Annotated in this window: 28 protein-coding genes and 1 other RNA gene; 14 read left to right on the top strand and 15 right to left on the bottom strand. The window is 68.2% G+C overall.

Features of this window, described 5'->3' with window-relative positions:
• The first annotated feature begins 37 nt into the window (after nt 1–37).
• Nucleotides 38–763, top strand: a complete 726-nt coding sequence (locus ON29_RS21600) for a Uma2 family endonuclease (RefSeq protein WP_040868870.1) — start codon at nt 38–40, stop codon at nt 761–763.
• Between the two features lie 64 nt (nt 764–827).
• Here the strand turns inward: ON29_RS21600 and ftsX are convergent, their stop codons facing one another.
• From ftsX to ON29_RS21575, 6 genes are all read right to left on the bottom strand, one after another.
• Entirely contained in the window at nt 828–1,733 is a 906-nt protein-coding gene (ftsX, locus tag ON29_RS21595) for a permease-like cell division protein FtsX (protein ID WP_040868869.1), read from the bottom strand.
• A complete protein-coding gene (gene ftsE, locus ON29_RS21590) occupies nt 1,733–2,422 on the bottom strand; it encodes a cell division ATP-binding protein FtsE (RefSeq protein ID WP_040868868.1) in 690 nt (229 codons plus the stop codon). The genes ftsX and ftsE overlap by 1 nt, the downstream gene beginning before the upstream one ends.
• Nucleotides 2,423–2,506: 84 nt before the next feature.
• A complete protein-coding gene (locus tag ON29_RS37515; RefSeq protein ID WP_281032555.1) occupies nt 2,507–2,632 on the bottom strand; it encodes a hypothetical protein in 126 nt (41 codons plus the stop codon).
• Nucleotides 2,633–2,648: 16 nt separating this feature from the next.
• On the bottom strand, nt 2,649–3,509 hold the full coding sequence (locus ON29_RS21585) for a mechanosensitive ion channel family protein (protein ID WP_040868866.1): 861 nt from the start codon (nt 3,507–3,509) through the stop codon (nt 2,649–2,651).
• A complete protein-coding gene (prfB, locus tag ON29_RS21580; protein ID WP_040869058.1) occupies nt 3,510–4,625 on the bottom strand; it encodes a peptide chain release factor 2 in 1,116 nt (371 codons plus the stop codon).
• 383 nt (nt 4,626–5,008) lie between these two features.
• Nucleotides 5,009–5,869, bottom strand: a complete 861-nt coding sequence (locus ON29_RS21575) for a helix-turn-helix transcriptional regulator (protein WP_040868864.1) — start codon at nt 5,867–5,869, stop codon at nt 5,009–5,011.
• 142 nt (nt 5,870–6,011) lie between these two features.
• Between ON29_RS21575 and ON29_RS21570 the strand changes: the two genes are divergently transcribed.
• Together ON29_RS21570 and hisN are read left to right on the top strand one after the other, a co-directional pair.
• Complete coding sequence (locus tag ON29_RS21570) at nt 6,012–6,608, top strand: NADPH-dependent FMN reductase (RefSeq protein ID WP_040868863.1); 597 nt, start codon at nt 6,012–6,014, stop codon at nt 6,606–6,608.
• A 49-nt stretch (nt 6,609–6,657) separates the two neighbouring features.
• On the top strand, nt 6,658–7,443 hold the full coding sequence (hisN, locus tag ON29_RS21565; protein ID WP_040868862.1) for a histidinol-phosphatase: 786 nt from the start codon (nt 6,658–6,660) through the stop codon (nt 7,441–7,443).
• A gap of 123 nt (nt 7,444–7,566) precedes the next feature.
• Here the strand turns inward: hisN and ON29_RS21560 are convergent, their stop codons facing one another.
• On the bottom strand, nt 7,567–8,538 hold the full coding sequence (locus ON29_RS21560) for a hypothetical protein (RefSeq protein ID WP_040869056.1): 972 nt from the start codon (nt 8,536–8,538) through the stop codon (nt 7,567–7,569).
• A gap of 197 nt (nt 8,539–8,735) precedes the next feature.
• Between ON29_RS21560 and recQ the strand changes: the two genes are divergently transcribed.
• The 5 genes from recQ (at nt 8,736) to ON29_RS21535 (ending at nt 13,468) form a co-directional block, all read left to right on the top strand.
• A complete protein-coding gene (gene recQ, locus ON29_RS21555; protein ID WP_217999257.1) occupies nt 8,736–10,610 on the top strand; it encodes a DNA helicase RecQ in 1,875 nt (624 codons plus the stop codon).
• A gap of 75 nt (nt 10,611–10,685) precedes the next feature.
• On the top strand, nt 10,686–11,768 hold the full coding sequence (locus ON29_RS21550; protein WP_040869055.1) for a metallophosphoesterase: 1,083 nt from the start codon (nt 10,686–10,688) through the stop codon (nt 11,766–11,768).
• A 67-nt stretch (nt 11,769–11,835) separates the two neighbouring features.
• Nucleotides 11,836–12,078, top strand: a complete 243-nt coding sequence (locus ON29_RS21545) for a WLR motif membrane protein (protein ID WP_157172850.1) — start codon at nt 11,836–11,838, stop codon at nt 12,076–12,078.
• Between the two features lie 56 nt (nt 12,079–12,134).
• Nucleotides 12,135–12,608 carry an SsrA-binding protein SmpB gene (gene smpB / locus ON29_RS21540; RefSeq protein WP_040868858.1) on the top strand — a complete coding sequence of 158 codons (474 nt, stop codon included), beginning with the start codon at nt 12,135–12,137 and terminating at the stop codon, nt 12,606–12,608.
• Nucleotides 12,605–13,468 (top strand): DMT family transporter, encoded by an 864-nt coding sequence (locus ON29_RS21535; protein WP_174371850.1) that lies wholly within the window; start codon nt 12,605–12,607, stop codon nt 13,466–13,468. Before smpB ends, ON29_RS21535 begins: the two co-directional genes overlap by 4 nt.
• A gap of 168 nt (nt 13,469–13,636) precedes the next feature.
• Here ON29_RS21535 and ON29_RS21530 read toward each other — a convergent pair whose 3' ends face one another.
• Together ON29_RS21530 and ON29_RS21525 are read right to left on the bottom strand one after the other, a co-directional pair.
• The gene (locus tag ON29_RS21530) at nt 13,637–14,896 is read right to left on the bottom strand and encodes an ABC transporter substrate-binding protein (protein WP_245549053.1); all 1,260 of its coding nucleotides are present in this window, start codon (nt 14,894–14,896) and stop codon (nt 13,637–13,639) included.
• 50 nt (nt 14,897–14,946) lie between these two features.
• Entirely contained in the window at nt 14,947–16,260 is a 1,314-nt protein-coding gene (locus ON29_RS21525) for an ABC transporter substrate-binding protein (RefSeq protein ID WP_040868856.1), read from the bottom strand.
• A gap of 423 nt (nt 16,261–16,683) precedes the next feature.
• Here ON29_RS21525 and ssrA point away from each other — a divergent pair.
• Nucleotides 16,684–17,054, top strand: a transfer-messenger RNA (tmRNA) gene (ssrA, locus tag ON29_RS34335).
• Between the two features lie 322 nt (nt 17,055–17,376).
• On the opposite strand, the gene ON29_RS36015 is transcribed toward ssrA, so the two are convergent.
• A complete protein-coding gene (locus ON29_RS36015; RefSeq protein ID WP_157172849.1) occupies nt 17,377–17,544 on the bottom strand; it encodes a hypothetical protein in 168 nt (55 codons plus the stop codon).
• A gap of 52 nt (nt 17,545–17,596) precedes the next feature.
• Here ON29_RS36015 and ON29_RS21515 point away from each other — a divergent pair, with 52 nt between their 5' ends.
• Nucleotides 17,597–18,883, top strand: a complete 1,287-nt coding sequence (locus tag ON29_RS21515; protein ID WP_245549052.1) for a helix-turn-helix domain-containing protein — start codon at nt 17,597–17,599, stop codon at nt 18,881–18,883.
• 547 nt (nt 18,884–19,430) lie between these two features.
• On the opposite strand, the gene ON29_RS21510 is transcribed toward ON29_RS21515, so the two are convergent.
• Nucleotides 19,431–19,778, bottom strand: coding sequence for a helix-turn-helix domain-containing protein (locus tag ON29_RS21510; protein WP_040868850.1), 348 nt, complete (start codon nt 19,776–19,778; stop codon nt 19,431–19,433).
• A complete protein-coding gene (locus tag ON29_RS37810; protein WP_217999256.1) occupies nt 19,711–20,067 on the bottom strand; it encodes a type II toxin-antitoxin system RelE/ParE family toxin in 357 nt (118 codons plus the stop codon). Before ON29_RS37810 ends, ON29_RS21510 begins: the two co-directional genes overlap by 68 nt.
• Before the next feature lie 352 nt (nt 20,068–20,419).
• Between ON29_RS37810 and ON29_RS21500 the strand changes: the two genes are divergently transcribed.
• Nucleotides 20,420–21,310: an aminoglycoside phosphotransferase family protein gene (locus tag ON29_RS21500; protein ID WP_040868848.1), complete on the top strand. Its 891-nt coding sequence runs from the start codon at nt 20,420–20,422 to the stop codon at nt 21,308–21,310.
• 137 nt (nt 21,311–21,447) lie between these two features.
• On the opposite strand, the gene ON29_RS21495 is transcribed toward ON29_RS21500, so the two are convergent.
• Nucleotides 21,448–22,197 (bottom strand): SDR family oxidoreductase, encoded by a 750-nt coding sequence (locus ON29_RS21495; protein ID WP_040869050.1) that lies wholly within the window; start codon nt 22,195–22,197, stop codon nt 21,448–21,450.
• Nucleotides 22,198–22,298: 101 nt separating this feature from the next.
• Here ON29_RS21495 and ON29_RS21490 point away from each other — a divergent pair, with 101 nt between their 5' ends.
• Nucleotides 22,299–23,177, top strand: a complete 879-nt coding sequence (locus tag ON29_RS21490) for a helix-turn-helix transcriptional regulator (RefSeq protein ID WP_040868847.1) — start codon at nt 22,299–22,301, stop codon at nt 23,175–23,177.
• Nucleotides 23,178–23,202: 25 nt separating this feature from the next.
• Here ON29_RS21490 and ON29_RS21485 read toward each other — a convergent pair whose 3' ends face one another.
• Nucleotides 23,203–24,111, bottom strand: coding sequence for an EamA family transporter (locus tag ON29_RS21485; RefSeq protein WP_245549051.1), 909 nt, complete (start codon nt 24,109–24,111; stop codon nt 23,203–23,205).
• A 353-nt stretch (nt 24,112–24,464) separates the two neighbouring features.
• Here ON29_RS21485 and ON29_RS21480 point away from each other — a divergent pair, with 353 nt between their 5' ends.
• Both ON29_RS21480 and ON29_RS21475 read left to right on the top strand, forming a co-directional pair.
• The gene (locus tag ON29_RS21480) at nt 24,465–24,863 is read left to right on the top strand and encodes an Ig-like domain repeat protein (RefSeq protein WP_040868846.1); all 399 of its coding nucleotides are present in this window, start codon (nt 24,465–24,467) and stop codon (nt 24,861–24,863) included.
• A 67-nt stretch (nt 24,864–24,930) separates the two neighbouring features.
• Nucleotides 24,931–25,836 carry a universal stress protein gene (locus ON29_RS21475; protein ID WP_063825360.1) on the top strand — a complete coding sequence of 302 codons (906 nt, stop codon included), beginning with the start codon at nt 24,931–24,933 and terminating at the stop codon, nt 25,834–25,836.
• A gap of 3 nt (nt 25,837–25,839) precedes the next feature.
• Here ON29_RS21475 and ON29_RS21470 read toward each other — a convergent pair whose 3' ends face one another.
• Nucleotides 25,840–26,295, bottom strand: coding sequence for a hypothetical protein (locus tag ON29_RS21470; RefSeq protein ID WP_040869046.1), 456 nt, complete (start codon nt 26,293–26,295; stop codon nt 25,840–25,842).
• Nucleotides 26,296–26,314 lie beyond the last annotated feature (19 nt).

Here is a 26,314-nt window from a genome sequence, read left to right as displayed (position 1 = left end):
CTGTCGGGACCGACCGGCGCGGGAGCCCGCAGCACGCATGACGGCGGTGCTGACCGTGGTGGCGAACATGCTGGTGGTGGCGTGGGTGATGTGGTCGGCGCGGGCGGCCGACGGTGCTGCCGTGATTACAATCCGACGCATGTCAGCGATCTTCGACTGGGCCCGGCCGGACAACGTGCAGCCGGAGCCGATCACGGTCGACATCTGGCGCGAACTTCCCGACGAGTTCTGCCGCTTGGTGGAGGTGGTGAACGGGGACGCGGTTCGATGCGAATCCCCGACCCGGGCACACCAGAAAGCCGTCCATCGGCTGCTCGCGATGTTGGAAGCGGCGGCCCGGGAGAATATGGCCGAAGATCCCTTGGCATGTCTGGATGCCAACCACGACTTCGAAGTGGTGCTCTGGGAAGTGCCTCGCGCGACGATTCGGCGTCCCGACATCGCCTTGTTCGAGTACGTACCGGCGGACGTGCGACCGGTGCCCGCACGCTATTTGAAGATCGCCGTCGAGGTCATCTCGCCCAGTCATGTCAAAACGGACCGGCTCGAGAAAATGGGCGAGTACGCAGCTGCCGGAATCCCGTGGTACTGGCTGGTCAGTGTGTCGGACACCGAGGTCACCGCCATCGAGACCTACGGTCTCGACCACAGCGTCGGCCACTATCGGCTCGCCCGCCTCCTGAAACCGCAGACCGCGTTCGCCGTGGACCTGCCGATCCGGATCCAGCTCGACTGGGATCAGTTGACCGAGCTCGTGCTGTGAGGTTCGCACACAGGAAGGCCCGGCCCGGACGAGCCGGTGGCGCGGCGGCCACCGGCTCCGGCGCTCACTCGCGCACGTAGTAGCGCAGCGTCGCGTAGGCCGTGATCGCCGCGAAGACGATGCCGACCGGGGCGATGACCAGCGCGGTCATCGCGATGTCGTCGCCGGTGATGCGGGGGAAGACCTTGCTGGCGAACAGGTCGCCGAGGGCGCTGTCGATCACCAGCGGGCGGGCGATGAGCAGACCGAGCACCGCGAGCACCGAGCCGGCCAGCGCGGCGACCATGGCCTCGAGCAGGAACGGCAACTGGGTGTACCAGCGGGTCGCGCCGACCAACCGCATGATGCCGACCTCGGTGCGCCGGGTGAACGCGGCGATCTGCACCATGTTGGCGATCAGCATCACCGCGGCAAGCGCTTGCAGCACGGCCAGACCGAAGGCCGCGTTGCGCAACCCGTCGAACAGGCTGACCAGCCGGTCCACGATGTCCTTGTCGTTGCGCACCATGCCGACGCCGGGGCGATCGTAGAACTTCTCGTAGATCGTGGGGTAGAGCTCCGCGTCCTCCATCTTCACCCGCAGCGACGCGGGCAGCGGCGTCTCGCTGACGTATTTGGCCAGCTCGGGCTGGTCCTTGAAGGTCTTCTCCTTGGCCTCGCGGACGGCCTCCTCGCGATTGAGGAACTGGACCGACTCCACGCCGCCGGTGGCCTTCAGGTCCGCCATGAGCGACCGGCACGGGTCCTGCGAGCAGTCCGGGTCGTTGGCCGAGACGTCCTCGGTGAGGTACAGCCGCACCTCCAGCCGGTCCAGGAAGTACTGCTCGGTCTTGTCCGCGATGCGCACCGCGAGCAGACCGCCGCCGAGCATGGTGAGCGAGACCGCCGTGGTCAGGATCATCGCGATGGTCATCGTGACGTTGCGGCGCAGGCCCGCGAAGACCTCGCCGAACAGGAAGCTCGCGCGCATTACCGGCCCACCCCGTACACGCCCGTGGCCTCGTCACGCACCAGGCGGCCGTGGTCGAGTTCCACCACCCGCCTGCGCATCGCGTCGACGATGTGGTTGTCGTGGGTGGCCATCACCACCGTGGTGCCGACGCGGTTGATCCGCTCCAGCAGCATCATGATGTCGGCGCTGGTGTCGGGATCGAGATTGCCGGTCGGTTCGTCGGCCAGCAGGACCAGCGGCCGGTTCACGAACGCCCGCGCGATCGCGACGCGCTGCTGTTCACCACCGGAAAGCTCGGTCGGCAGCCGGTCGGCCTTGCCGCCGAGCCCCACCATGTCGAGCACCTCGGGAACGGTGCGGTCGATGAACTGGCGCCGCTTGCCGATCACCTCCAGCGCGAACGCGACGTTCTGGTACACCGTCTTCTGCTGCAGCAGCCGGAAGTCCTGGAACACGCACCCGATGCGCTGGCGCAGCTTGGGCACCTTGCGGCCGGGTAACCGGTCGACCCGGAAATCGGCGACTCTGATCTCGCCCGCCGTCGGCGCCTCCTCCTTCAGCAGCAATCGCATGAAGGTCGATTTGCCCGAGCCGGACGGTCCGATGATGAAGACGAACTCGCCCTTGCCCACATCGACGGTGATGTCGTCCAGCGCGGGTCGCGTCGAGGTCTTGTACGACTTGGTCACGTTCCGCATGGTGATCACGGGGAGCCAGTGTAACCAGCAACCGGTCGCGGCCTGCGTCGTCAACCATGGGGGACAGCGTGGCGGCGGACCGTCGCGCTCGGCTCAGCGGCCCGGCGGTTCCGTGATCACCGCTGCCGGAACAGCGTTGACCAGGGTGGCCGGAGGGGTGGTGGTTTCATCGGGTTTGACGAAGACGTACAGCACGAACGTGGCGACCCAGGTTGCCATCAGGATCGCCGTGGATCTACGTGGTCTCACTGATTCCCTCCCGGCGCAGCGCCGCGGCGACTCGCACTCGCAGCTCGCGTCCGACTTCGAACTGTTTGCCCGGCAACGTCCGGGCAACCATTCGGATGTTCATCTGGTCGACGGTGAGGTCTTCCACACCCATGACGGTGGGCTCGTCGAGCAGCAACGGCTGCAGACGAGCGTCTTCGTACGCCTTTGTACCGACCTCGTGCAGGATCTCGTTGACCCTGGTGATGTCAGCGCTGGCGGCCACCGGCACGTCGATCGCGGCGCGTGCCCAGTCCTTCGACAGGTTCGTGACCTTCACGATCTGGCCGTTGGGCACCGTGATCACTTCACCGTCGGCGTTGCGCAACGTGGTGATCCGCAGCGTGACGTCCTCGACCGTACCTTCCGCCTGCTCCGCGGCTCCAGTCACCGCGATGCGGACCACATCGCCGAACCCGTACTGCCGCTCGGTGATCAGGAAGAATCCGGCGAGGATGTCCTGCACGATGCGCTGCGCGCCGAAACCGAGCGCGGCGCCGAGCACCGCGGCGGGCGCGACCAATCCGGTGACGGCGAAGCCGAGCCGCCGCAGCACCTCCATGGTGATCAGCACGTAGACGATGGTCAGCACCACCCAGGTGATCACCTGGGCCAGCGCGTGCCGATGCTTGGCCGCCTCGGTGCGCACCAGGGCGTCGCTGCTGTGGAATCCGGCGTCGATCCGGCGGGTGACCCGGTCCCTCAGGTAGGTGGCGAACCGGCTGAACAGGATGGCACCGAGGATGAGCAGCACGATCTCCAGGCCCGCGCCGCGTAGCCACGTGGTGAAACCGGTGGAAGCGATCGCCTGGATGCCCGCGACATTCATCTAGCTCGCCTGCTCTCGCATTCGCCAACGGATACCCGACTCGATGAACCCGTCGATGTCGCCGTCGAGCACCGCCGACGGATTGTTGACCTCGTGGTTCGTCCGCAGGTCCTTGACCATCTGGTAGGGGTGCAGCACGTAGGAGCGCATCTGATTGCCCCAGGACGCACCCTCGTTGGTCTTCAGCGCGTCCATCTCGGCGCGCTCTTCCTGCCGCTTGCGCTCCAGGAGCTTGGCCTGCAGCACGCGCATGGCCGAGATCTTGTTCTGCAGCTGCGATTTCTCGTTCTGGCAGGTGACCACGATGCCGGTGGGCAGGTGGGTGATGCGGACCGCGGAGTCGGTGGTGTTGACGCTCTGGCCACCCGGGCCCGACGAGCGGTACACGTCGACGCGGATCTCCGTCTCCGGCACCTCGATGTGGTCGGTGGTCTCGACCACGGGTAGCACCTCGACCTCGGCGAAGGAGGTCTGGCGGCGACCCTGGTTGTCGAACGGGCTGATCCGAACCAGCCGGTGGGTGCCCATCTCGACCGACAGCGTGCCGTAGGCATAGGGCGTCTTCACCGCGAAGGTGGCGCTCTTGATGCCCGCTTCCTCGGCATAGGAGGTGTCGTAGACCTCGACCCCGTACTTGTGCCGGTCGGCCCAGCGGATGTACATGCGCATCAGCATCTCGGCCCAGTCGGCGGCGTCCACGCCACCGGCGCCGGAGCGGATGTTCACCAGCGCGTCGCGCTTGTCGTACTCGCCCGACAGCAGCGTGCGGACCTCCATCGCCTCGACGTCGCTGTGCAGCGCGACCCGCTCGGCGTCGGCTTCGGCGAGCGCGCTGGTCCTGGCCTCGCCCTCTTCCTCCTCGGCCAGTTCGTAGAGCACCGGCAGATCGTCGAGCCGCTGACGCAGCTCCTCCACCCGGCGCAGTTCACCCTGGGCGTGCGACAGCTCACTGGTGACCTGCTGGGCGTGGTCCTGGTCGTTCCACAGGTCGGGGTCGGCGGCCTGATGCTCGAGCTCGTCGATACGACGGCGCAGCTCGTCGATGTCGAGGACCGATTCGACCGTCTTCAGGGTGGCGTCGAGTTCGGCGAGATCAGCGGAAACGTCAGGATGCACGATCGTCAAGCCTAGCTGCCCCTCTGCGACGGCAGCACACGAGTGCGCGCGGGATGACCGGGGACGGCGTCGCCGGGGGTGGGCGCCGTCGTGCGCGGGCCGGCCGGTCGGGTCGCCGGGACGTCACACGCACGTTCCCGGCTCCCCGCGGGACGGGTGCGCTGTGACGGACGCCTCATGGGTTTCCACCCTAAACGGCGAGCGCGCTTGGCGCAGTTGGCGATTGGAATTCGCAGGGTAGATGACCGTTCTGTAGCGCGGTGAGATGCCGTCGCGGCCGATCGCTCGTCTTGCCGGATCGCCGGACCGGGCCCGGCCGGGCGGTGTGTCGAACTCCACTGATTCCGCCTGTGGGTGACCGCCAACGCCGCGATACCGACCGCTCAGCCCGAGACCGCGTGCAATCCGCCGGGACGGCGTCCGTTGAGCGCGTCGAGGGCGGCGGCGGTGGTGTCGTTGGCGGGCAGGTAGACGATCACCCGCTGGTCGTCGTCGGCGGAGAGTTCGAGGGATTCGTAGGCCAGGCGCAGCGAACCGGCCTCGGGGTGGGCGAGACGGGTGATGCCGGTGGCGGCGGCCAGGCTCGGCACCGTCTCGACCCGGTCGGCGAACGCCGGGCCCACGGTGACGGTGAGTTCGTCGGCGAGGGCGGCGATATGCGGGTCGGCTCGGAACGGTCCCTGTTTCAGCGTGGCGACCGTCGCGTCGGCGATGTGCTCCCAGTCCGGGTAGAGGTTCTGGGCGGCGGGCAGGCAGAAGACGAAACGCGCCAGGTTGGGCGGGGTGTGCGGGCCGTCGAACAGTCCGGTCGGTGCCATCAGCCGGTGGTAACCGCCGGTGTAGGCGAGCACTTCGGTGAGGCGGTTGACCACGACGGCGGGCGCGGGTTCGAGCCGATCCAGGATCGCGCGCACCGTCGGCCGCACCTCGCGCAGCGGCTGCGCGTCGCCCATGCAGGTGAACCCGCTGTCCACCGACTTGCTCAATCGGTGCAGGTGGATGCGCTCGGCGGGGCTCAACCGCAACGCGTCCGCGAGCGCGGACAGCACCGGGGGCGAGGGATGCCGGTCACGCCCCTGCTCGAGGCGCGTGACGTACTCCACGCTGACCCCGGCCGAGGTGGCCAGCTCGGCGCGCCGCAAGCCCGGGGTGCGCCGCCGCGGGCCGGTGGGCAGGCCGACCTGCGCGGGCGTCACCGCTTCACGGCGGCTGCGCAGGAAGAGCCCGAGTTCGTTGTCGCTCACCTCTCGAAGCTAACAAGGCGCGCCGCCTGGAGGGTGTCCCTGTCACTACCACTCTTACGCCGGTCTCCCTGCTCCGCGCGCCGGGCAGCAGATTGAGTGGGCGGCCCGAGCCGGGCCGCTTCGTGATCCGAGGAGGAACAGCATGTCCAACGCTCCCTTGAAGCTCGCGGTGATCATCGGCAGCGTCCGGGAGGGCCGCTTCGGCCCCGTGGTGGCCACATGGTTCAGCGAGCAGGCGCGGCGGCACGGTGGGTTCGAGGTGGACGTCATCGACTTGGCGGAGGCGCACATTCCCCTGGAGTTGCCCGCGGTGCCTCCGGCGATGGACCCGAACCCGCCGCGGCCCGAAGGCATGACCGACCTCACGCGCAGGCTCGCGGCGGCCGACGCCTTCGTCATCGTCACGCCCGACTACAACCGCAGCATCCCCGCCTCCCTCAAGGCCGTCATCGATTGGCACTTCACCCAGTGGGACGCGAAGGCGATCGGCTTCGTCGGCTACAGCGGAGCCTCCGGCGGCCTGCTCGCCATCGAGCACCTGCGGCAGATCTTCAACGAACTCAACGCGCACACCGTGCGTCACTACGTGTCCTTCCCGCGCTACTACCTGCTGTTCGACGACGAGGGGCGGTTGCGGGAGCCGGAAGAGCCCGCGGCCGTCGCGACGGCGATGCTCGACCAACTGCACTGGTGGGCGAGCGCGTTGGTCGCGGCACGGTCGCTGCAACCGGTGGGATGAGCGCCGGACGGGAACGGCGGCAGCCGGGCGGACCGATAGGGTGCGGAGCGTGGCTGTGTACTCCTCCGATCTCGAACTCGCCCTGCGGCTGGCCGACGCCGCCGACGCGATCACCCGGGCTCGCTTCGGTGCGCTGGACCTGAAGGTCGACGCGAAGCCGGATCTGACGCCGGTGTCGGACGCCGATCTGGCCGTGGAGCAGGCGATCCGGCAGGTGTTGTCCGAGCAACGACCGGACGACGCGGTGCTCGGCGAGGAGTTCGGCGGCGACGCCGAATTCAGCGGAAGGCAATGGGTGATCGACCCGATCGACGGCACGAAGAACTTCGTGCGCGGGGTGCCCATCTGGGCGACGCTGATCGCGCTGCTGGAGGACGGCGAACCGGTTGTCGGTGTGGTGAGCGCGCCGTCCCTGGTACGGCGCTGGTGGGCGGCCGCGGGATCGGGCGCGTGGTCGAGCTTCGACGGGCAGGCGGCCGAGCCGATCTCGGTCTCCGCCGTCAGCGAGCTGGGTTCGGCCAGCCTGGCGTTCTCCAGTCTGTCCGGCTGGCGCGAGCGCGGCCTGCGCGAACAGTTCATCACCCTGACCGACGACGTGTGGCGCGTGCGCGGCTACGGCGATTTCCTCAGCTACTGCCTGCTCGCCGAAGGCGCCGTCGACATCGCCACCGAACCGGAGGTCTCGCTGTGGGACCTGGCCGCCCTGGACATTCTCGTCCGCGAAGCGGGCGGGCGTTTCTCCGCGCTGGACGGCGCACCCGGTCCGCACGGTGGCGACGCGATCGCCACCAACGGCCTGCTGCACGAGCAGGTCCTCGACCGCTTTCGCGGCTGAGTTGTTCTGCGGTCGCTCGGCGTCGCCGGGTGGCCGCCACCACGGATGCCACTTCGACCACGGCTTGCCCCCCCGTCGGATGTGGACAACGCGGCGACCTCCGCATGCCGGAAGTCTCTCGAACTATCCGGCCCGCGCCGGGTTCGCCGGGGTGAGATCGATCCCCGGCGGCGGGCGCAGGCGGCGCAGGGTGCCGTCCATGCTGGTGACGTAGAGCGCCCACGCGTTCCCGTCCCGGTCGATGCGCACCGACGTGGCGCCGTCCGGCGGATTGCGCAACGGGCCGGGCTTGATCAGGCCCGTGATGATCGCGCAGGTGGCGCCGGTCGTCGTATCCACCCGGTAGACGGCGCCGAGTATGTGATCGGCGACGAACAGCGCGCCCGCCCGGGTGGCCTCCATATCGTCGGGCAGCGCGACCAGGTCCGGGATGCCGGAGACGACGGTGGGATGCGCCGGCTCGTCGAGCCGCACACGCAGGATCTGCAGCGTCATGGTGTCGACGAAGACCGATTCGCCGTCGGCGGCCAGCGCGAGGCCGTTGGACGGCGGCAGCGCCGACCAATCCCGCTCGTACTCGCTCGTCTCGGGCCAGTAGCGGGAGATGCCGCTCGGACCGCTCAGGCCGATGGTGGTGAACAGCAGGCTGCCATCCGGCAGCAGCAACAGACCGTTCGGCCCGTTCAGCCCGGTCAGCAGGACGTGCACCGCGCCGGTCTCGATGTCGTAGCGCTGGAGCGTGCCCGGCGGTTCACTGAGGCCGTCCCCGGTGAGGAAGTAGACGTAGCGCCCGGCTACGCGCACGCCCGCCGGGCGGTGCAGATCGGTGACCAGCTTCGTCATTCGCCCGGCGCCGTCGACGTGCGCCAGGTAACCATCCATCAGACCGGTGACGTAGAAACCGCCGCGTCCGTCGGAATCGAGATTCTCGAGATTGCCGACTCCTTCGATGACGGTCGTGGTCTCCCAGCCGTCCGAGCACATGGCGGGGAATGTCTCCGCCTGTGCTGCCGGCATCGCCGTGATGAGCCCGGCGACCACGGCGACGGCGCTCAGTACCGCGGCGCGCACCCGGATTCCTGTCCCTTTTGCCATGAGCGACAACATAACAGCGCCGAACCGAGCGGGAAGCCTCTAGATTTCCGCCGGAGCGGTAGAAAACCCGAGGTCGGTGCGCCGCGGCGAAAGATCCGGATCCGAGTTGTCCACATGTGCACAACTCGGGCGCCCACCAGGGTGAACGCCGAACCGTGCCGGTACCGCCCCGCCCTGGCGCTCGTAGGATGGGCCGGGTGACTTCCCCCGATGATTTCGCGGCTGTAGCGACCGGTGTCGCGTCCGGGTCGGACACCGGATCCGTTGCGGCGCAACAGGTCCTACGCCGAGTCTTCGGTTACGACAGCTTCCGTGGCGATCAGCAGGCGATCGTCCAGCACGTGATCGACGGTGGCGACGCGCTGGTGCTCATGCCGACCGGCGGAGGCAAGTCGCTCTGCTATCAGGTCCCCGCGCTGGTGCGCCCCGGCGTCGGGGTGGTGGTCTCCCCGCTGATCGCCCTCATGCAGGATCAGGTGGACGCGCTCAGCGCACTGGGCGTGCGTGCCGGCTTCCTCAACTCCACGCAGTACCCCGACGAGCGCCGGACCGTCGAGGCGCAATTCATCGCGGGCGAACTCGATCTGCTGTACCTGGCGCCGGAGCGGTTGCGCCTCGACTCCACCGGGCAGTTGCTGGATCGCGGCAAGGTCGCGCTGTTCGCCATCGACGAGGCGCACTGTGTCTCCCAGTGGGGTCACGACTTCCGGCCCGACTACCTGGGCCTTTCCATGCTGCACGAGCGCTGGCCGGACGTACCACGGATCGCGCTGACCGCGACCGCCACCGAGAAGACGCGCGATGAGATCATCCAGCGTCTCGACCTCGGCACCGCCCGCCGGTTCGTGTCCAGCTTCGACCGTCCCAATATCCAGTACCGGATCGAGCCGAAGAACCGCCCCGAGCGTCAGTTGCTGGAATTCATCCGCAACGAGCACGCGGGAGACGCGGGCATCGTCTACTGCCTGTCGCGCAACTCGGTGGAGAAGACCGCGGCGTTCCTCACCGAGAACGGCGTCACCGCGGTGCCCTACCACGCGGGCTTGGACAATCGCATCCGCGCGGCGAACCAGTCGCGCTTCCTGCGCGAAGACGGACTGGTCGTCGTGGCGACCATCGCCTTCGGCATGGGCATCGACAAGCCCGATGTGCGCTTCGTCGCCCATCTCGACCTGCCGAAATCGGTCGAGGGGTACTACCAGGAAACCGGGCGCGCCGGCCGGGACGGGCTGCCCTCCACGGCGTGGATGGTCTACGGCCTCAACGACGTGGTGCAGCAGCGCAAGCTGATCGACTCCTCCGAGGGCGACGCCGCGCACCGTCGCCAGCTCCAGCTGCACCTGGACGCGATGCTCGCGCTGTGCGAGACGGTCGGCTGCAGGCGCACCCAATTGCTGGCCTACTTCGGCGAGCCCGGATTGCCCTGCGGCAACTGCGACACCTGCCTGTCCCCACCGCAATCCTGGGACGGCACGGTGGCCGCGCAGAAGCTGCTGTCCACGGTGCTGCGGCTCGAGCGGGAACGTGGCCAGAGGTTCGGCGCCGGTCACATCGTAGACATCCTGCTCGGCAAGAAGAACCCGAAGGTTCTGCAATACGACCACCACGAGCTGAAGGTGTTCGGCGTCGGCACCGACCTGCGCGATACGGAGTGGCGCGGCGTGGTGCGGCAATTGCTTGCCCACGGGCTGCTGGCCGTCCACGGAGACTACGGGGTGCTGACGCTGACCGAGGCCAGCAGCGAGGTGCTGTTCGACGGACGGCGAGTACCGCTGCGCCGCGAGCCCGAACGCGCGACCAAGCCCGCGCGGGCCGCGAAGGCCGCCAAAGCGGCCTCGGCCGAGCTGCCGCCCACCGACCTGCCGCTGTTCGAGAAGCTGCGCGAATGGCGCGCGGCCACCGCGAAGGAGCAGGGCGTGCCCGCCTACGTCGTCTTCCATGACGCCACGTTGCGCGAGATAGCGGCCCGCAAACCCGCGAGCCTCGCGCAGCTCGGCGGCGTCAACGGCGTCGGTGAGAACAAACTCGCCAAATACGGCGAACAGGTGCTCGAAGTGCTCGGCGCCGAATGAGCCGCTACCGTCACGCGGGACACGAGGGGTGAGGATGGCCACCGGGCGAGACCGTCGAAGACTGTGGAGGACAGCGTGAGTCGGAGCGAGACGATCGGGCGCCGGGAGTTCCTGGCCGGTGCGGCCACGCTCGCGGCCGGGGCCACGTTGGTCGGCCGCACTCCGGCGCACGCGGTACCCGTCGCCGAGGGGGTCACGAAGTTTCCCTTCCCGGCCGAGCGCCGGGTGCGGGTGCTGGTGACCGGCGACGCGGGCACCGGGACCCGCACCCAGTGGGCGGTCGCCGACGCCATGCGCGCGCTGCACAGCCGCGAACCTGTCTCGCTGGCACTCGGGCTCGGCGACAACATCTACGAACACGGACCCGACGGCGCCGCCGACCAACAGTTCGCCGGCAAGTTCGAAAATCCCAATACCGGTTTGGATTTCCCTTGGCTGATGGTGTTGGGCAACCACGACAACAGCTCGGTGCTCGGCGGTGACGGCGGGTGGCTGCTGCGCGGCAACGCCGAGGTGGAATACCACGCCGGCTCCAGGCGCTGGTGGATGCCGAGCCGCTACTACTCGGTGCGCATTCCCGAGCAGAACCCCGTTGTCGAATTCTTCGTCCTCGACGTCAACCCGCTCGCCGCCTACCTGCCGCCGGTCTTCACACCCTATTGGGCGGTCGACGGACAGTTCATGAACGAGCAGCGCGACTGGCTCGATCGCGCTCTCACCGAATCGCCCGCCACCTGGAAAGTCGCCTGCACCCACCACCCGTATCTGAACAACGGCCCGCACGGGGACGCGGGCCGCTACGAGGGCTTGTCGCTGGAGCCGATCAACGGCGTGCACGTGAAGCGGTTCATCGAAGACCACGTGATCGGCCGCTGCCAGTTCCTCCTGTCCGGGCACGACCACTCGCTCCAGGTGCTCGAACCCACGGCGGCAACGAAGGGAACCAGGCAGATCGTGTCCGGCGCGGCCGCCAAGACGGTCGGGGCCGAGCCGCGGCTCACCCCGAGCGCGGGCCACAGTGCGCTGTACGAGAACTATCACGACCTGGGCTTCATGGTGCTCGAACTCACCGAGGACGGAGTCGAACTGGGCGTCCACACCGTCGACCTGACGACCGGCGCGTCCGCCGAGGCGTTCCGGCGGCGGCGCCTGGCCTGAGTTCCAACTGGGTTGCGCCGCGCGGGAATTGCGGCGGGTCGCCGTCGTGGCGGCTACCGTTCTGGCTATGGCACCGGATGAGGGTTCCAGTGACACGGGCGATGACATTTCTACCGGCTCGATGGGCGGTGAGGCCCCGGACGCGCCGCCGTACGTCCGCAGCAGAACCGATCCGGCCGTGGAGAACGTATGGCTGCGGCGCCGGCCACCGCCACCGCGCCCCGGCCTGCCGCGAATGTCGACGGTGGCGCTGCTCGCCGCGTTCCTCGCCGTCCTCACGCTCTACGTGGTGCTGCATCAGGGTGGTTAGGGCCTGCGCGACCTGCGGGAATAAACCGGTTGCCGGGTCACTTAGAGTGGACCGTTATGAAGGAGAAGGGGCGCAAGGTCATCGCGACCAACCGCCGGGCGCGGCACAACTACACGATTCTGGACATCTACGAGGCCGGAATCGCGCTGGTCGGTACCGAGGTGAAGAGCCTGCGCGAGGGCAAGGCCTCGCTGGTGGACGCGTTCGCGACGGTGGACAACGGCGAAGTGTGGCTGCGTGGGCTGCACATCCCCGAGTTCAGCCACGGCACCTGGACCAACCACGCGCCACGCCGGGTGCGCAAGCTGCTGCTGCACAAGCGTGAGATCGAGCGTTTGGTCGGCAAGTCGCGGGAGGGCAACCAGACGCTGGTGCCGCTGTCGATGTACTTCTCCGACGGCAAGGTGAAGGTCGAGCTGGCGCTGGCCAGGGGTAAGCAGGACTACGACAAGCGCCAGGACTTGGCCCGGCGCACGGCCGAGCGAGAGGTCACCCGTGAACTAGGACGGCGGGTCAAAGGCATGCGGTGACCGCCGTCCTGCTCGCGCTGGTAGCCGCGGTGGGCTACGGCGTGAGCGATTTCTACGGCGGCGTGGCGTCGCGGCGGGTGACCGCACTGCGCGTCGTCATCTATTCCTATCCGTTCTCGGTGCTGCTGGTGCTCGCGCTGCTTCCGTTCGTGTCCGGGAGCGCGGACGCCGCCTCGCTGTGGTGGGGCGCGGCGGCGGGTGTCGCCAGCGGTGTCGCGGTGTGGTGGTTCTACGCCGCGCTGGCCGGTGGTCCGATGGCCGTGGTCTCACCGCTGACGGCGGTGCTGGTCGCGGGCATTCCGGTGCTCGCCGGGCTGGTGACCGGCGAGCGCCCCGGCCCGCTCGCCTTCGCGGGGATCGTGTTCGCGCTGGTCGCGGTGCTTCTGGTGAGCCGGGAGTCGCCGGACGAGGTGACGGAGGAGATCACGGGGGGACGCGAACTGCGGTTCACCCGCAAGGTCGCCGCGCTGACCATCGGATCAGGCGTCGCGTACGGATTCGCCTTCGTCTTCTTGCACGAGACATCGGCGCAGTCCGGACTGTGGCCGCTGCTCATGCAGCGCCTCGCGGCCACCGCGGTGGTATGGCTCACCGCGCTGACCGCCCGCGATTTCGGGCGGCTGCGGGGCGAGCCCCTGCGACTGGCCTGCTATATCAGCGTGCTGGACGTCATCAGCAACGCGGCGCTGCTGTATGCCTTCCATGGCTCGCTGCTGTCGCTGGTGAGCGTCATCGGCTCGCTCTATCCGGCCGTGACCGTGCTGCTGGCGATGGTTCTGCTCGGCGAGCGGGTCCATCGGCTGCAGCAGGCAGGCCTGGTCCTGGCGTTGGCCTCGGTCGCGCTCATCGCCGCGGCCTGAGTCCACCGAGCGACTGCCCAGATTCGACCGCCGGGCCGACTCCGGCGCAGGCCGGGCTGACTCGGGCGACGGCTGATCGAAGGATGCCCGCCGCCCGAGTGAGAGAGAACGCGGATTGCGAGTGTCCGCCTCCCGGAACCCGAATTCCGTCCTGGCCGGTCGCGCGGCTCATCGCGTGCACGGTTCGCGCAGCGATATCCGTTTCAAGGTCGGACTGCGGTAGTCGGCGACCACGGTGCGCGACCCCAATGACGTGGACGGATCGGGCACGTTGACCACCGCGCGCTGCGCCGCGACGTCGGGCTCGTCCCGCCCGTAGATCTGCTGCGCCGCCATTCCCTCGGAGTCGACGGTGAGCCCGGCAAGGGTCGTGCGCAGGGTCGGCCGGTCCAGTCCTCCGGTCTCGGCTGCCTTGGTGAGCAGCGCCTTCATCGGATAGGAGATCCCCCAGCCCAGGTTGTAGCCGAAGTTCGTCGGTTCGCTCGGCGCGGCGTTCCTGGCCCGTTGGGCACCCAGGCTCATGCCGTCCCAGCCGTCGAACGGAGAGGTGTAGTTGTAGAGCGACATCAGCGCGGGCGCGGCCGGGGTCTTGAGCAGTGCGCTGTTCCAGGTCGGTGTCGATCCGAGGAACCGGCCCGTGTAACCGGATTTCGCCAGTTTACCGACGATCTCGGCGGCTTCGGCCGGTCCGGTGGCCAGCAGGACCACGTCGGGCGGATCGGCCATGATCTCGGCGACCGGGTAATCCTGGTTGCCGACTTCGGGGTTGGGCCCGGTGTCGACCCGAGCGGTGATGGTCGCGCCGTTGTCCAGTGCCCACTTGAGTGCCCCGCTGGCGTAGTCACCGCCGTAGTTGCCGCGGTAGGCGACCACGCCGAGCGTGCGCGGCTGGTAGTGATTCTGCGCGAACCAGTCCAGACCCAGCACGGCTTCCGTGCAGTACGAGAAGCCGTCGTCCAGCACCAGGTCTCGGTCGGTGGAGCGGTACTGCCAGCCGGACCAGAGGGTGCCTGCCCCGGTGACCAGGTCCGCGTCGTCCATCTCGCCCAGGACGGCCAGGGTCTGCGCGGTCCCGAAGCTCATCGCGAGGGCCAGCACATGGGGGGCTATGTTCTCGAATTCCGCGACGTGCCTGCGCGGATCGTAGGCGGTGTCACGCGTGTAGGTCGCGATGTCGATCTCGTATCCGCCGATACCGCCTTGCTTGTTCACCTCGTTCCAGAACGCGAGCTGCCCGTCCTGCAGCGACTTTCCGAGCGGAGCGAAGGGACCGTTGTTCAGGTCCGACAGAACGCCCAGATAGATACAGCCCTTGTCGCGGTGGATCGCGTGCGGGCACGCTTCGCGGGTGACGCCCGGGGCAGCGGCGGACTCGGAAGCCGAACAGCCGCCGGTCAGGACGAGCCCGAGCGCGAGGGGGGCGGCCACGAGACGCAGTAGCCGACGAAGATTACGGTGGAAAGGCATGTCTTGCTCGCTTACGGCTGCACGCAGGGCTCGGTGAGGGTGACGCGGTCCTGGGTCGGGCCGTGATAGTCGGTCGCCAGGGTCTTCGCGCCCAGCGGCGCGGTCTGATCCGGCGCTTCGATGACCGCTCGCTGCCGGGTGAGGTCGGGTTTCGCCGCGCCGTAGGTGTATTCGGGTATCGCGCCCTCGTAGTCGACGCGCAGGCCGTGCACGGCTTGGCGGACGCCCTTGCGGGTCAGCTTGTCTTCGTTGACCGCTCGGGTGAGCAGCGCCTTCATCGGATAGGAGAACATCCACCCGGCGCTGTAACCCCAGGTGGAGGGCTCGCGAGTCGCCGAGGCCCTGGCCTTCTTGGCGCCTGCGCTGTTGCCGTCCCAGCCGTCCAGCGGCGAGGTCATGTTGTAGCGCGTCGTGATCGCCGACGCCGCAGGGCTTTTCAACAGGCCGCCGTTCCAGGTCGGGCCCGAGCCGAGAAACCTGCCCGGAAAACCGGCGAGCGCCGCCTTGCCCATGATCTCGCCCGCCTCCGCGGGGCCGGTGGCCAGGAGCACGAGATCCGCTCTGGCATTGAGGATCTTGGCGACGGCGGCGTCCTGGTTGCCGATCTGGGTGTTCGGCTCGGTGTCGATCTGCGCCACCATGTCGACGCGGTTGGCGGAGGCCCATTTCTTGGCGCCGGTGGCGTAGTCGCCGCCGTAGTCGCCCTGATAGCTGACCGTGGCGATCGAAGACGGCTTCGCTTGGTGCTCGGCGATCCAGTCCAGGCCGATGATCGCCTCGGAACAATAGGAGTAGCCGGACTCCAGCAACAGACCCTTGTCGCTGTTCTCGAATTGCCAACCCGACCAGAGGGTTCCGGCAATGGCGATCATGTTCGCCGCGTCCATCTCGGGAAGTACCTTCTGCGTCTGCACGGTGCCGAAGCTCATGGCGAGCGCGAGGACGTGCGGCTCGATTCGCCGGTACGCCTCGGCGTGCTTCTGCAGATCGTAGTTCGTGTCCTCGGTGTAGGTGGCGATGTCCACCTCGTATTTGCCGCCGATGCCGCCCGCTTCGTTCACCGCCTTCCAGAACGCCAGCTGGCCGTTGTGAATGTCCTTGCCCAGCGCGGCGAACGGCCCGCTGGTGAGATCGGACAGCACGCCCAGGTAGATACACCCCTTGCGGGAGTCGACCGCGTTCGGACACGGATCGGAGGTGACCCCGGATTCGGACGCGGCGGCCGATTTGTCGCCCAGGACAGAGCATCCGGTCAGGACGAGTCCGGCGATGGCGGTGAGGGCGGACAAGCGCAGCAACCTGTCCCGAATGGTGCGAACTGCCAAAGTGTTTCCTTAGTCTGAAATCGAGATCCGCTGCTCAGAGCCGATCGTACGGCTCGTGCAGTGTAAGTCGGGTTCCTCGCCGGGCCCGGAGAACCGGCTACCAGCATCCGGGAAGGATGGGTGTTCGAGCGGGCGGTGACGGAGATCCGGTTGAGCTGCGTGCCGTGACCCCCGGACCATATCGGAGGAACAGAGAACACGGTGCGTTCTCGCCACCGCCCGAGGGCGGGGAGTTCGGAGGTTCCGGTCCGGGAACGTATCGACTCAGAAGGCATCCTCCGCCCCACGGTTCCCACCTACCTCACCCGCATCAGCGGCCCCGGCCGACGCGGCCGGTGTGGGGTCCACCACGCCCGGATATCGGGATGATCCGGCCTCTCGCCGGTGTTAACATGAACAGCCCGGCAAGACGCCGGGGCGTACGGGGCTGAACGGTTTCGACTGCGTACGTAGATCTAGGGGAAGCGTGTCGGTGCAGGCAAGAGACCACCGTAAGCGTCGTTGCAACCAATTAAGCGCCGATTCTCATCAGCGCGAGTACGCTCTCGCTGCCTAACCAGCGAAGCGTCTCTGTCGGCCCGGGGCATGCCCTCGGCTCCGGTGCCGGCATCAGCTAGAGGGCTAACCGTCCTACTCGGTCGCGGAGTAGGACGGGACATCGAACAGCGACTGGGATCGCCATCCGGGCTTGTTCGCGGGACCCGGAGATCCGAGTAGAGGCACAGCGGACTGCACACGGAGAAGCCCTGGAGACGCGGCGGAGGACCCGGGTTCGATTCCCGGCAGCTCCACGACAAGGCCCCTCACTTGCATCGCAGGTGAGGGGCCTTTTTCATGCCGCTACGCCGCGGTGGGAGCTGGGAGACCGCAACATTTGTAACGGTCGCCGTCCGGTCGTCGCCCGACGTAACCCGTTGGGCGCAACTTACCCGTCGATCGCCGTACTGTCCGGCTCACTGCCTGCGCATCGCTCACGGAGGTGCCGCTCGGCGACAAGCTTCCGCGGGCAAGGCGGTGTGCAGCTCGCGTGTAACTTCGTCAGGCCTTGCGCGTGCTGCTCGTCCGCGGGCTCGTTGCCGTCCTCGCAGTAGTCTTCGATCCACGAACGCCGAGTCGTCATCGCTTGTCCTCGCTCTCGATGCGGTCCATGACCTCACGGAAGGGGACCTGTTCGTCGGGATCGTCGCCCAGCTCGAGTAGCCACGGCAGGACCCAGAACAGCAGGATCAGCAGACCGCCGACAGCGGCGATGACGATCAGGACGGTTGCGAGCTCTGCGGGCATTCGGTGACCCCTCGGCATTGTGGTGTGGTTGGGTAGCACCCGACGCCGGGGAGTGCGGGGACTCACCCGGCGTCGGGGCCTGCCAGAAACGTTCGCTTGCGGCAAGCTCGCCGAGGGACAGACAGGGGACAGCCCGGGGAAAACGATTTACCCTCGCAGGATGAGCGGACACATAGGGAAAGCCCTTGCATCCGAGCGCAAGTTGACCGGATTGAGTCAAGTTGCGCTCGCGAAGCGGGCGGGCTACTCGCTATCGATGGTCAAGGCCGTCGAGCAGGGCCGGGAAGCCGCATCGGCTGGGTTCGTGGCCGCCGTCGCAAAAGCCCTCGGTATCGACCCGGACCGATTGCAGGGCACGCCCTATTTGGAGACCCTCGCCGAAGACGGGCCCCTTGCCGGACTGGAAGAACTGCGGGTGCTACTGGCTGAAGGTGGCTACGTGCGTGCCGAGCAACCACCTGCCCGTGACGTGCTGCTCGCTGATCTAGCCGCTGTCAACAAGGCCATGCACACCGACCGCACGCGGCATGCGCTGATCAAGCTGCCGCGACTGATCCGGCAGTTGCACGGTGCGATCGAGTTCGCCGACAGCGATGTCGTCCGCACGGAGAGCTACGCGATGCTGTGCTCGGCATACATCGCCGCCGAAGGTGTGTGTGTCCGCTTGGGGTATTCGTCGCTCACCGCGCTTGTGCTGGACCGGCTCGACCAAGCCGCCGCCCACACCGGTGATCCGGCGTATGCGGTGCGGGCATTGATGAAGCGGGCACGCCTGTTGATGGCCCATGGTTCCACCGATTCGGCTATGTCGCTGGTCGGTCGTGGCCTCGAACTTGTCCCCGGCGAGACAGAGTCCGAGCGTGTGCTCCGGGGATATGGGCACCTGCGCGGAGCGATGGTCGCTGCCCGTGGGCTCCGCCTCGAACTGGCGCGTGACCATATCGACCAGGCAGCGGTCATCGCCGCGCCGATGCTGCACGAGAGCACTCTCTACACCACTGATTTCGGCCCCGGGAACGTGGCGGTTCATGCATGCGCGGTAGAACTCGAGGCAGGCGACCCGGGTAAGGCGGCCCGCGACGGTGCAGCGCTGACTCTGCCCGCGGAAATGGCCGCGCCGCGCGCCGGTCACCACTGGCAAGACAACGCCCGTGCATGGTTGATGGCGGGTAAGCCGGACAAGGCGCTGGTGGCCTTGAGCAAGGCTCGTGCAGTCGCGCCGCAGCAGACTCGGCTGCATCCGGGGGTGCGGGAGACAGTGCACGGGATCGCTGCGGCGCAGCGGCGGCAGAGTGAGGGCTTGGTGGGTTTCGCGTCCTGGCTCGGCACTTCGCTGTGACATCGGCTCACGCTCTACCTTCACTTGAGACATGGCCGCTGATAGGTTGGGAGGCCGCCGATCCGATGCGGCAGTGGTCGGATCCAACGAGGAGTGCACGTTCGCAAGAGGCGACCAGCGTGGGCTTCGACGATGAGCGTGAGCGGAGACGTCGAATGCGTCCTTCTGAAGGCCGGGTTTTTCACCAGTACGTTGTGACTTGGATCAATGATCGGCCGCATGCTAGTGACGAGGATTGCGCAGCAGCGGCACGAGAGCACTTTGACGGAGTAAGTGCAGACAAGATCGCGGAGATACGCCGAAACAGACGGCCCCCGCAACGAGTTGATGCAGGTAGTAGGAGGGGCTACAAGCCATACGTGCAGGAACCCGTGGTGGATGTGAGCCCGCCCAGACCAAGTTTGCCGCCGCGGGAGCCCTGCCCGTCGTGTGACATCCTGCCTGATATCGCTGGGAACTGTTTGTGTGGCTGACCGGCTGGTATGCGGAGCGAAACCGCCCGGCGCCGGTGTGTGAGGGCGACGCCAAGTTTCATTGGAGCGACTAGTTATGCGCAGGTGGCGTCGGTGTGGTGGCTGGTGAAGCTTATTCGGGTGTCGTCGGCATCGAGGGCGATGTTGAGGATGGCGTCGAGGGCGTCGGCGAGTTTGGCGAGTAGAGGGAGGGTTGGCACGGTGTCGGAGCCTTCGATGCGCGAGATTTTGACTTGGGTAAGGCCAGCACGTTCGGCAAGGTCCGCCTGGGTGAGTCCGAGTTCGGTCCGGCGGTTGTAGACGGCTTGGGCCAATGCCATGGAGAGTCGGATTTCACGGCGGGACTCGGCGACATCATCGGCTTCGGTGTAGCCCGCGACAAGTTCGCGCTCCCGGAGGGTCTTCCAGCGTGCGTGCCTCATCGGTCCAGTTCTCCTCTCTCGATTGTGCGAACGAATGCCTGGTGGGCGGGTGCGTGTTCGGCTCGGCGCAGAGTTGTTGAGCGAGTATCGCGCTTTTGACTTCGGCATCTTCTCGCATCCGGGTCTTGCGGAACACTGTCAGCAGGATTATCCGCCGTCGGGGTGCGAGCCAGTAGGTGATGCGGATGGCGGCACCATCCACAGAGGAGTGGAGTTCGCGGACGCCGTCGCCGAGATGCCGAGTGTACGGCTCGCCGAGGGACTCTGCGTGTTCGGCGAGTACGCGCACGTATTCATCGATCTCGAAGAAGTATCTGGCTGCCAGTGCTTCCAGCCGGTCCCGGACTTCAGGCTCTCCCGATCCGGCTCATGACCCGGCCTGTGGGCACCTGCCTCGGTAGATATGGGCTCCGCATTGTTCGGGCTGTTCGAGGCAGGGGTGGCGCGACCGGAAAACGGCAAATCGGGAAAAACGGTCGGATTCTGTTTGGTTGCTGACTGCGGTGGAATTGCCGGGGTAATGTCCACTGAGCAGGGAAAATGGGGTGTTTGCCCCCCGGTATCTGGATGGCTGCCATGAAGCTCGAAGCCGAGATTCGCAACTTCTCCCGAGATGGGAGCGGGGGGCTTGGGAGGCCGACATGACTGCGGGAATCGCGGGTAACGGGATGCGGTCGATCCTGCGTGCCGCCTGTGTGAGCGTCGGGATAGACGCGAGCGATGCCGAACCGGTGGGGTCGCAAGGGGTCTACCGGTTGCGCGGCGGGCTCGTCGTGCGGATCGGCGAGCGGGGACAGAAACTCGCGACCGGGCGGGAAGTCGCGGTCGCTCGATGGCTGGAGACCTGCGGGGTATCCGCGGCGCGCGTCGTCGCGGGCATTCCGCAGCCGGTAGTGGTCGACGGACGTCCGGTGACCTTCTGGCAGGAGCTGCCGCCGCATCACCCGGGCACGCCCGGTGAGGTCGCCAGGGTGCTGGGACAGCTGCACCGACTACCACTGCCGGGGTTCGAACTACGCCGGATGTCGCCCCTTGCCCGGGTGGAGGAGGAGATCGCCGCCGCGCACACCGTGAGCGAGGACGACCGGCGCTGGCTGCTCAAACACTTGGAGGAATTGCGCGGCCGCTGGAAGGCACTGCCGAAGGGCCTGCCGTGGTCGGTGGTTCAGGGTGGCGGCTGGGAGGACGGCGTGGTGGTCGGCGACGACGGCGACGTCATCCTGGTCGGCTTGGGGCAGGCGATGATCGGCCCGCCCGAGTGGGACCTGGTGCACACGGCGATCGAGTGCTGGACCGCGCGCAAACTCTCCGCATCGCAGTACGCCGAATTCTGCGCCGGGTACGGCCGCGACGTGATGCGCTGGGACGGCTTCTACCTGCTGCGCGACATCCAGGAGTTCCGGATGGCCTTGCAGTCGATTCGCGCCGCCACCGTCGACCCCACCTATCAGCGGCAGGCGATGCGTCGCCTCGCCTGCATCCGCGGCGACTCGGGCATGCGGCCGTGGCCCGAGTGGGCGGACCTCGAATAGGCCGCCCGCCGCCCCGCTACCCGTCATCTCTGAACGGATGACAGGCAGCGATCTCGGGGACGTAGCCCAGGTGCGCGCCGGGCACGTCGCGGTACCGGGGCCACGCCTCCGGACGGTAGCGATGGGTCGGTCGGTGATCAGCCTTGCTGAGTAGGGACGACGACGAGTTCGGCGATGTTGACGTGCGCGGGTACGCCGACCGCGTAGGCGATCGCGTCGGCGATGTCGCGGGGTTCCAGGATCTCGATCGCCGTGCGCCACTGCTCCAGCCCGGCGCGCTGTTGTTCGTCCTGCATCCCCGCGCCGAGTTCGGTGCCGACGAAGCCGGGTTCGATGTTCTTGACCCGCACGCCGCGCGGCCCGAATTCGGCGCGCAGGTTGCGGGTCAGGTGCGCTACCGCGGCCTTGGTGGCGGTGTAGACGGCGTAGTTGGGGAAGACCGTGTGGCCGCCGATCGAGCCGACCAGCACCAGATCCGCTTGCCCGCCCCGTTCCGCGGCCGCGAGCAGGTCGTCGATGAACGCTCTCGCGGTGTAGAGCAGGCCGGTGATGTTGGTGCCGATCATCTGGTCCCACTCGTCGGTGAGCGCGGACTCGAACGGCGCGGCGAGCATGACGCCCGCGTTCGCGACGACCAGGTCGACGGAACCGAATGCCGCCCGCACGGTGGCCGCGGCGTCTCGCATGGACTGCTGGTCGCCGACGTCGGCGACCACCGCGAGCGCGTTCCCGCCGATCTCTGCGGCGAGTTCCTCGATGCGATCCTTGCGCCTGCCCAGCAGGACGACCTTCGCGCCGCCCAGCGCGAGCTGCCGCGCGGTCGCTGCGCCGATTCCACTGGATGCTCCGGTGACGACCGCGACGCGGCCGGTGATGTTGTTCGTCATGTCCACAACGTTGCGCGCCCGCGCGGCCGCCTGACAGGTTGCGGTCTTCCTGGTAGTCGCGGGACCACCCGGGCTCACGTCGGCTCACCTAGGCTCGGATCATGGACTCCGACAATCGACTGGGCGCTTTCCTGCGTGCGCGCCGCGAGCTGGTGCGGCCGGAGGATTTCGGGATGCCCGGTGGTGGTCAGCGGCGGGTCGCCGGACTGCGCCGGGAGGAGATCGCCCTGCTCGCGGGGGTGAGCGCCGACTATTACGTACGGCTGGAGCAGGGACGCGACCGGCATCCCTCCGAACAGGTCATCGCCGCGCTGGCGCGCGTGTTCGCGCTGGACGAGGAGGGTACGGCGCATCTGCGGGCGTTGGCGCGGCCGACGGCCGCGCGATCGCGGGCGCCGCGACGGCCCGAACGGGTGGCGCCGGGGCTACTGCGCCTGATGAAGGCGTGGCCGCATACGCCTGCGGTGGTGCTCGGCAGATACCTTGACGTCCTGGCGGCGAATCCGCTGGCCGCGGCCGTCAATTCGTGCTCGGTGCCGGGCGTCAATCAGGTGCGCATGGTCTTTCTCGATCCCGAGGCGCGCGATCTCTACGGTGACTGGCCGACCATCGCGGCCGATACGGTCGCCAGCCTGCGGGCGACCGCGGGTGCGGACCTGGACGATCCGCGATTGACCGAGCTGGTCGGGGAGCTTTCGCTGAAGAGCGAGGAATTCCGGCAACTGTGGGCGCGCCACGACGTCCGGGTGAAGACCGCGGGCGTCAAACACTTCCGCAATCCCATGGTCGGGGACCTCACGTTGTCCTACGAGACGCTCAGCGTCAACGGCGCACCGGGCCAGATACTCATCGCCTACCACGCGGAACCGGGCTCGCCCTCGGAGCGATCGCTGGCCCTGCTCGGCAGTTTGATCGCGGACGACGGGAAAACGACCGATGCCGAGCGCCGCGACGCCGGTGCGTCTCGGCCACAGCGCTGAGCGAGTCCGGCGCCGATCGGCCGAGTCAGTCCTTCGTTTCGGTCCGTGTGGCCCCCGCCGACGCCGCCACCACACACCCGACGCCCGCCCACTGTCCGAGGTTCATGACCTGACCGAGGACGACCAAGCCCGCGATCGCCGCGACCGCGGGCTCCAAGCTCATCAGCACACCGAACACACGGGGCGGAATCCGCCGCAGCGCTTCCAGCTCCACCGAATACGGCAACACCGATGACAACATCGCGACCGCGAATCCCGCGGCGAGCACGGCGGGCTGCAACAGCGCGGCGCCCGCATCGATCACGCCGACCGGCAGCATCACCAGCCCGCCGAATGCCATGGCGAGCGCCAGGCCGCCCCCGCCGCTGGTCCGTTCGCCGAGCGCGGCGCTGAGCAAGATGTAACCCGCCCAGCACGCGGCCGCGGCCAGCGCGAACATCACCCCCACCCAGTCCACGTCCCCGTCCGCCCGGGTCAGCAGCAGCACCCCGGCCCCGGCCAGCACCGCCCACAGCGGGTCGATCCAGCGCCGCGATCCGGCCAGCGCGACGGTGAGCGGTCCGAGGAACTCGATGGTCACCGCCATACCGAGGGGGATCCGGTCGATCGCCTCGTAGAACGAGAGGTTCATCAGCGCGAGCACCGCCCCGTACCCGAGCACGACCGGCAGCGCACCACGCCCCACCCGCAGCGACGAACGCCAGATCACCAGCAGGACGATCCCGGCGAAGACCAGCCGCAGCATGACCGCCCCGGCCGCGCCGGTGGCCGCGAACAGCTGGGTGGCTACTGCCGCGCCCACCTGCACGCTGACGATGCCCGCCAGCACCAGCGCCGTCGGCGGCACACCACCGAGCCCCTGCGCGGCGACCCTGCGCCGCACCGACACCGGCCTCGCGCCGCGCACCATCCGCTCGAAGTCGATCGCTACCACACCAGCACCTCCGTCGCTCCACGGGAAGACCCTCGGACACACAACCACGAGGGGACGACACGATCGTCGGGCGGCACGAGATCCCGTCGCCGAGCCTGCCGCACGCCGCCGGTGAGGGCAGCGGCCGTGGTGCGGTCGTTGTCGCGTCGCGTCGGACCCGACGGAACGGACCCGTCCGAGCGGGCAACCGAGGAGCACACGCGCCGACGGCTCTCGGTGCGCCGGTGCGAGCCGAATTCCGCGGTTCGCACCCCGTCGAAGCCGTGCCGGAGTGAGGATCTAGTAATCGCGTCGGTGCGCGCGGCCGGCGTCCGTTCGACGAGGAGCGACTCACGACCGATAGGACCACCCGAATGCGAAGACGAATCGGTGCGACAGCGGCGGCGCTCGGAGCCCTCGCGGCGGTCACGATGGCCGACCCGCCCTCGGCCGGGGCCACGGTGACCCAGGTCGGGATGTATCCCGGCCTCAATTTCGGGTTGGTGACCAATTACGGGACGGGCTGCACCTATACCGCGCGAGCCACCGTGACCGACGTCGTCGCACCGGTGGTGTTCTACGACAACGGCATTCCGTTCGGTGTGGTCCGGCCTTCCGGCGGCGTCGCGCTGATCGACTGGGTGCCCGCCACGCAGGGACCGCACACCGTCAGTGCCGTGCAGGAGCCGGACGCGCCCTATGTGGCGAGCATCGACCTCCCGGTCGGCGAAGGCATCCACCTGGGCTACGCCTGCGTCGTCCGCGGCGGTTGACGGCGACGTCCGCCGCATCGGTGATCGGCGATCCGAGCTCGATCTCTTCGGCGGGAAGGAAATGAGCATGCGAAGCAACGGGCCGATCATCGTCGGTGTGGACGGGTCCGCCGGGTCGGCGGTGGCGGTCGCGTGGGGAGCGCAGGCCGCCGCGCAGCATCGGGCGCCGCTGCGTCTGGCGCACGTGGTGGATCCGGTCGCCGACTACGGGCCCGGTGTCACCGAACCGCTCACCAGCACCGACTACGCCCGATTGGAGGGGCACGGTCGCTGGGTGCTGGACACCGCGGCCGAGGAGGCGCGCATCGCGGTCCGTGCGCTGCACGACATCGAGATCAGCACCGAGCTGGTGCACGAGCCGGTCGGTCCGGCGCTGCTCGACCGCACCGGCGCAGCGCGGATGATGGTGGTCGGCACCCGCGGTCGCGGGACCGTACAGCGTGCTCTGCTGGGATCGGTCAGCGCGGCGCTGGCGCGACGGGCGCGCTGCCCGGTGGTCGTGGTCCGGGAGGGCGCCCCGCTCACCGCGGAAGCCAGGGAGAAGCTGATCGTCGTCGGCGTAGACGGCACCGAGATCAGCGAACCCGCTATCGAAGCGGCGCTGCACGAGGCTTCGGCGCGGGGTGTTCCCCTGCTGGCCCTGCATGTGTGGACGGGCGTCGAACTGCCGTCGGTGAGCGCCGAACTCGCGGTGGATACCGAGAAGCAGATCGTGCTGGCGGAAAGCCTCGCCGGGTGGCAGGAGCGTTTTCCCGATGTCGAGATCCGCCGCGAGATCGTGACCGACCGGCCCGAGCGCTGCCTGCTGGAACGTTCCGGGCAGGCCCAGTTGCTCGTGGTGGGCAGCCGCGGTCGAGGCGGGTTCGCCGGCATGCTGTTCGGTTCGACCAGTCAGGCACTGCTGCTGTCGGTGGCGTGCCCCATCATGATCGTTCGCGACGTCTCGATGGCGGTCCGCTACCTGCCCGACTGAGCGTCATACGCCGGTCGTCGAGCCCGGCCGCACGATCATCAGAACGGTGACCGCCGCCCACAGCAGGTTGAACACGCCCGTGTCCATGGCGAGACGGCGGATCAGCGCCGGAGTGGTGCCGACGAGGTCGGCGAGGACCTTCTGCTGCCCGGGCAGCACGAGCAATGCGAGCACGCCCGCCGCGGCCGCGGTCAATCCGATCGACACCACCAGCCAGGTGTCGCCGAGCACGCCCAGAGCGAGCGCGGTGAGCACACCGAAGGCCGGGACCGCCACGCCGAGCAGGGCATAGACGCGGCAGATGCGATGCAGCGTGCCGAGGACGGCCGGGTCGTGCCCGGTCGCGGTGGCGGCGAGGGCGCGGCGGGTGGTGGCGGGAAACATGCTGGCCGCCACCGTCACCGGGCCGACGGCGATGATCACGGCGAGCACGTGGACCGAGAGCAGGAACTTCGTCACGGCGGTCGACACTAGCCAG

The sequence above is a fragment of the Nocardia exalbida NBRC 100660 genome (assembly GCF_000308575.1).
GTDB lineage: Bacteria > Actinomycetota > Actinomycetes > Mycobacteriales > Mycobacteriaceae > Nocardia > Nocardia exalbida.
This window is presented reverse-complemented; position numbering and strand designations above follow the sequence as displayed.

What these genes read in the sequence shown, in the direction of transcription:
- ON29_RS21585 (WP_040868866.1), bottom strand. Translation starts at nt 3,509, where the DNA reads ATGAATGTCGCGGGCATCCAGGCGATCGCTTCCACCGGTTTCACCACG.
- ON29_RS37515 (WP_281032555.1), bottom strand. Translation starts at nt 2,632, where the DNA reads ATGGCAACCTGGGTCGCCACGTTCGTGCTGTACGTCTTCGTCAAACCC.
- ON29_RS21475 (WP_063825360.1), top strand. Translation starts at nt 24,931, where the DNA reads ATGCGAAGCAACGGGCCGATCATCGTCGGTGTGGACGGGTCCGCCGGG.
- ON29_RS21560 (WP_040869056.1), bottom strand. Translation starts at nt 8,538, where the DNA reads ATGGCAAAAGGGACAGGAATCCGGGTGCGCGCCGCGGTACTGAGCGCC.
- ON29_RS21490 (WP_040868847.1), top strand. Translation starts at nt 22,299, where the DNA reads ATGGACTCCGACAATCGACTGGGCGCTTTCCTGCGTGCGCGCCGCGAG.
- ON29_RS21545 (WP_157172850.1), top strand. Translation starts at nt 11,836, where the DNA reads ATGGCACCGGATGAGGGTTCCAGTGACACGGGCGATGACATTTCTACC.
- ON29_RS21600 (WP_040868870.1), top strand. Translation starts at nt 38, where the DNA reads ATGACGGCGGTGCTGACCGTGGTGGCGAACATGCTGGTGGTGGCGTGG.
- ON29_RS36015 (WP_157172849.1), bottom strand. Translation starts at nt 17,544, where the DNA reads ATGCCCGCAGAGCTCGCAACCGTCCTGATCGTCATCGCCGCTGTCGGC.
- ON29_RS21500 (WP_040868848.1), top strand. Translation starts at nt 20,420, where the DNA reads ATGACTGCGGGAATCGCGGGTAACGGGATGCGGTCGATCCTGCGTGCC.
- ON29_RS21510 (WP_040868850.1), bottom strand. Translation starts at nt 19,778, where the DNA reads ATGAGGCACGCACGCTGGAAGACCCTCCGGGAGCGCGAACTTGTCGCG.
- ftsX (WP_040868869.1), bottom strand. Translation starts at nt 1,733, where the DNA reads ATGCGCGCGAGCTTCCTGTTCGGCGAGGTCTTCGCGGGCCTGCGCCGC.
- ON29_RS21495 (WP_040869050.1), bottom strand. Translation starts at nt 22,197, where the DNA reads ATGACGAACAACATCACCGGCCGCGTCGCGGTCGTCACCGGAGCATCC.
- ON29_RS21480 (WP_040868846.1), top strand. Translation starts at nt 24,465, where the DNA reads ATGCGAAGACGAATCGGTGCGACAGCGGCGGCGCTCGGAGCCCTCGCG.
- ON29_RS21570 (WP_040868863.1), top strand. Translation starts at nt 6,012, where the DNA reads ATGTCCAACGCTCCCTTGAAGCTCGCGGTGATCATCGGCAGCGTCCGG.
- smpB (WP_040868858.1), top strand. Translation starts at nt 12,135, where the DNA reads ATGAAGGAGAAGGGGCGCAAGGTCATCGCGACCAACCGCCGGGCGCGG.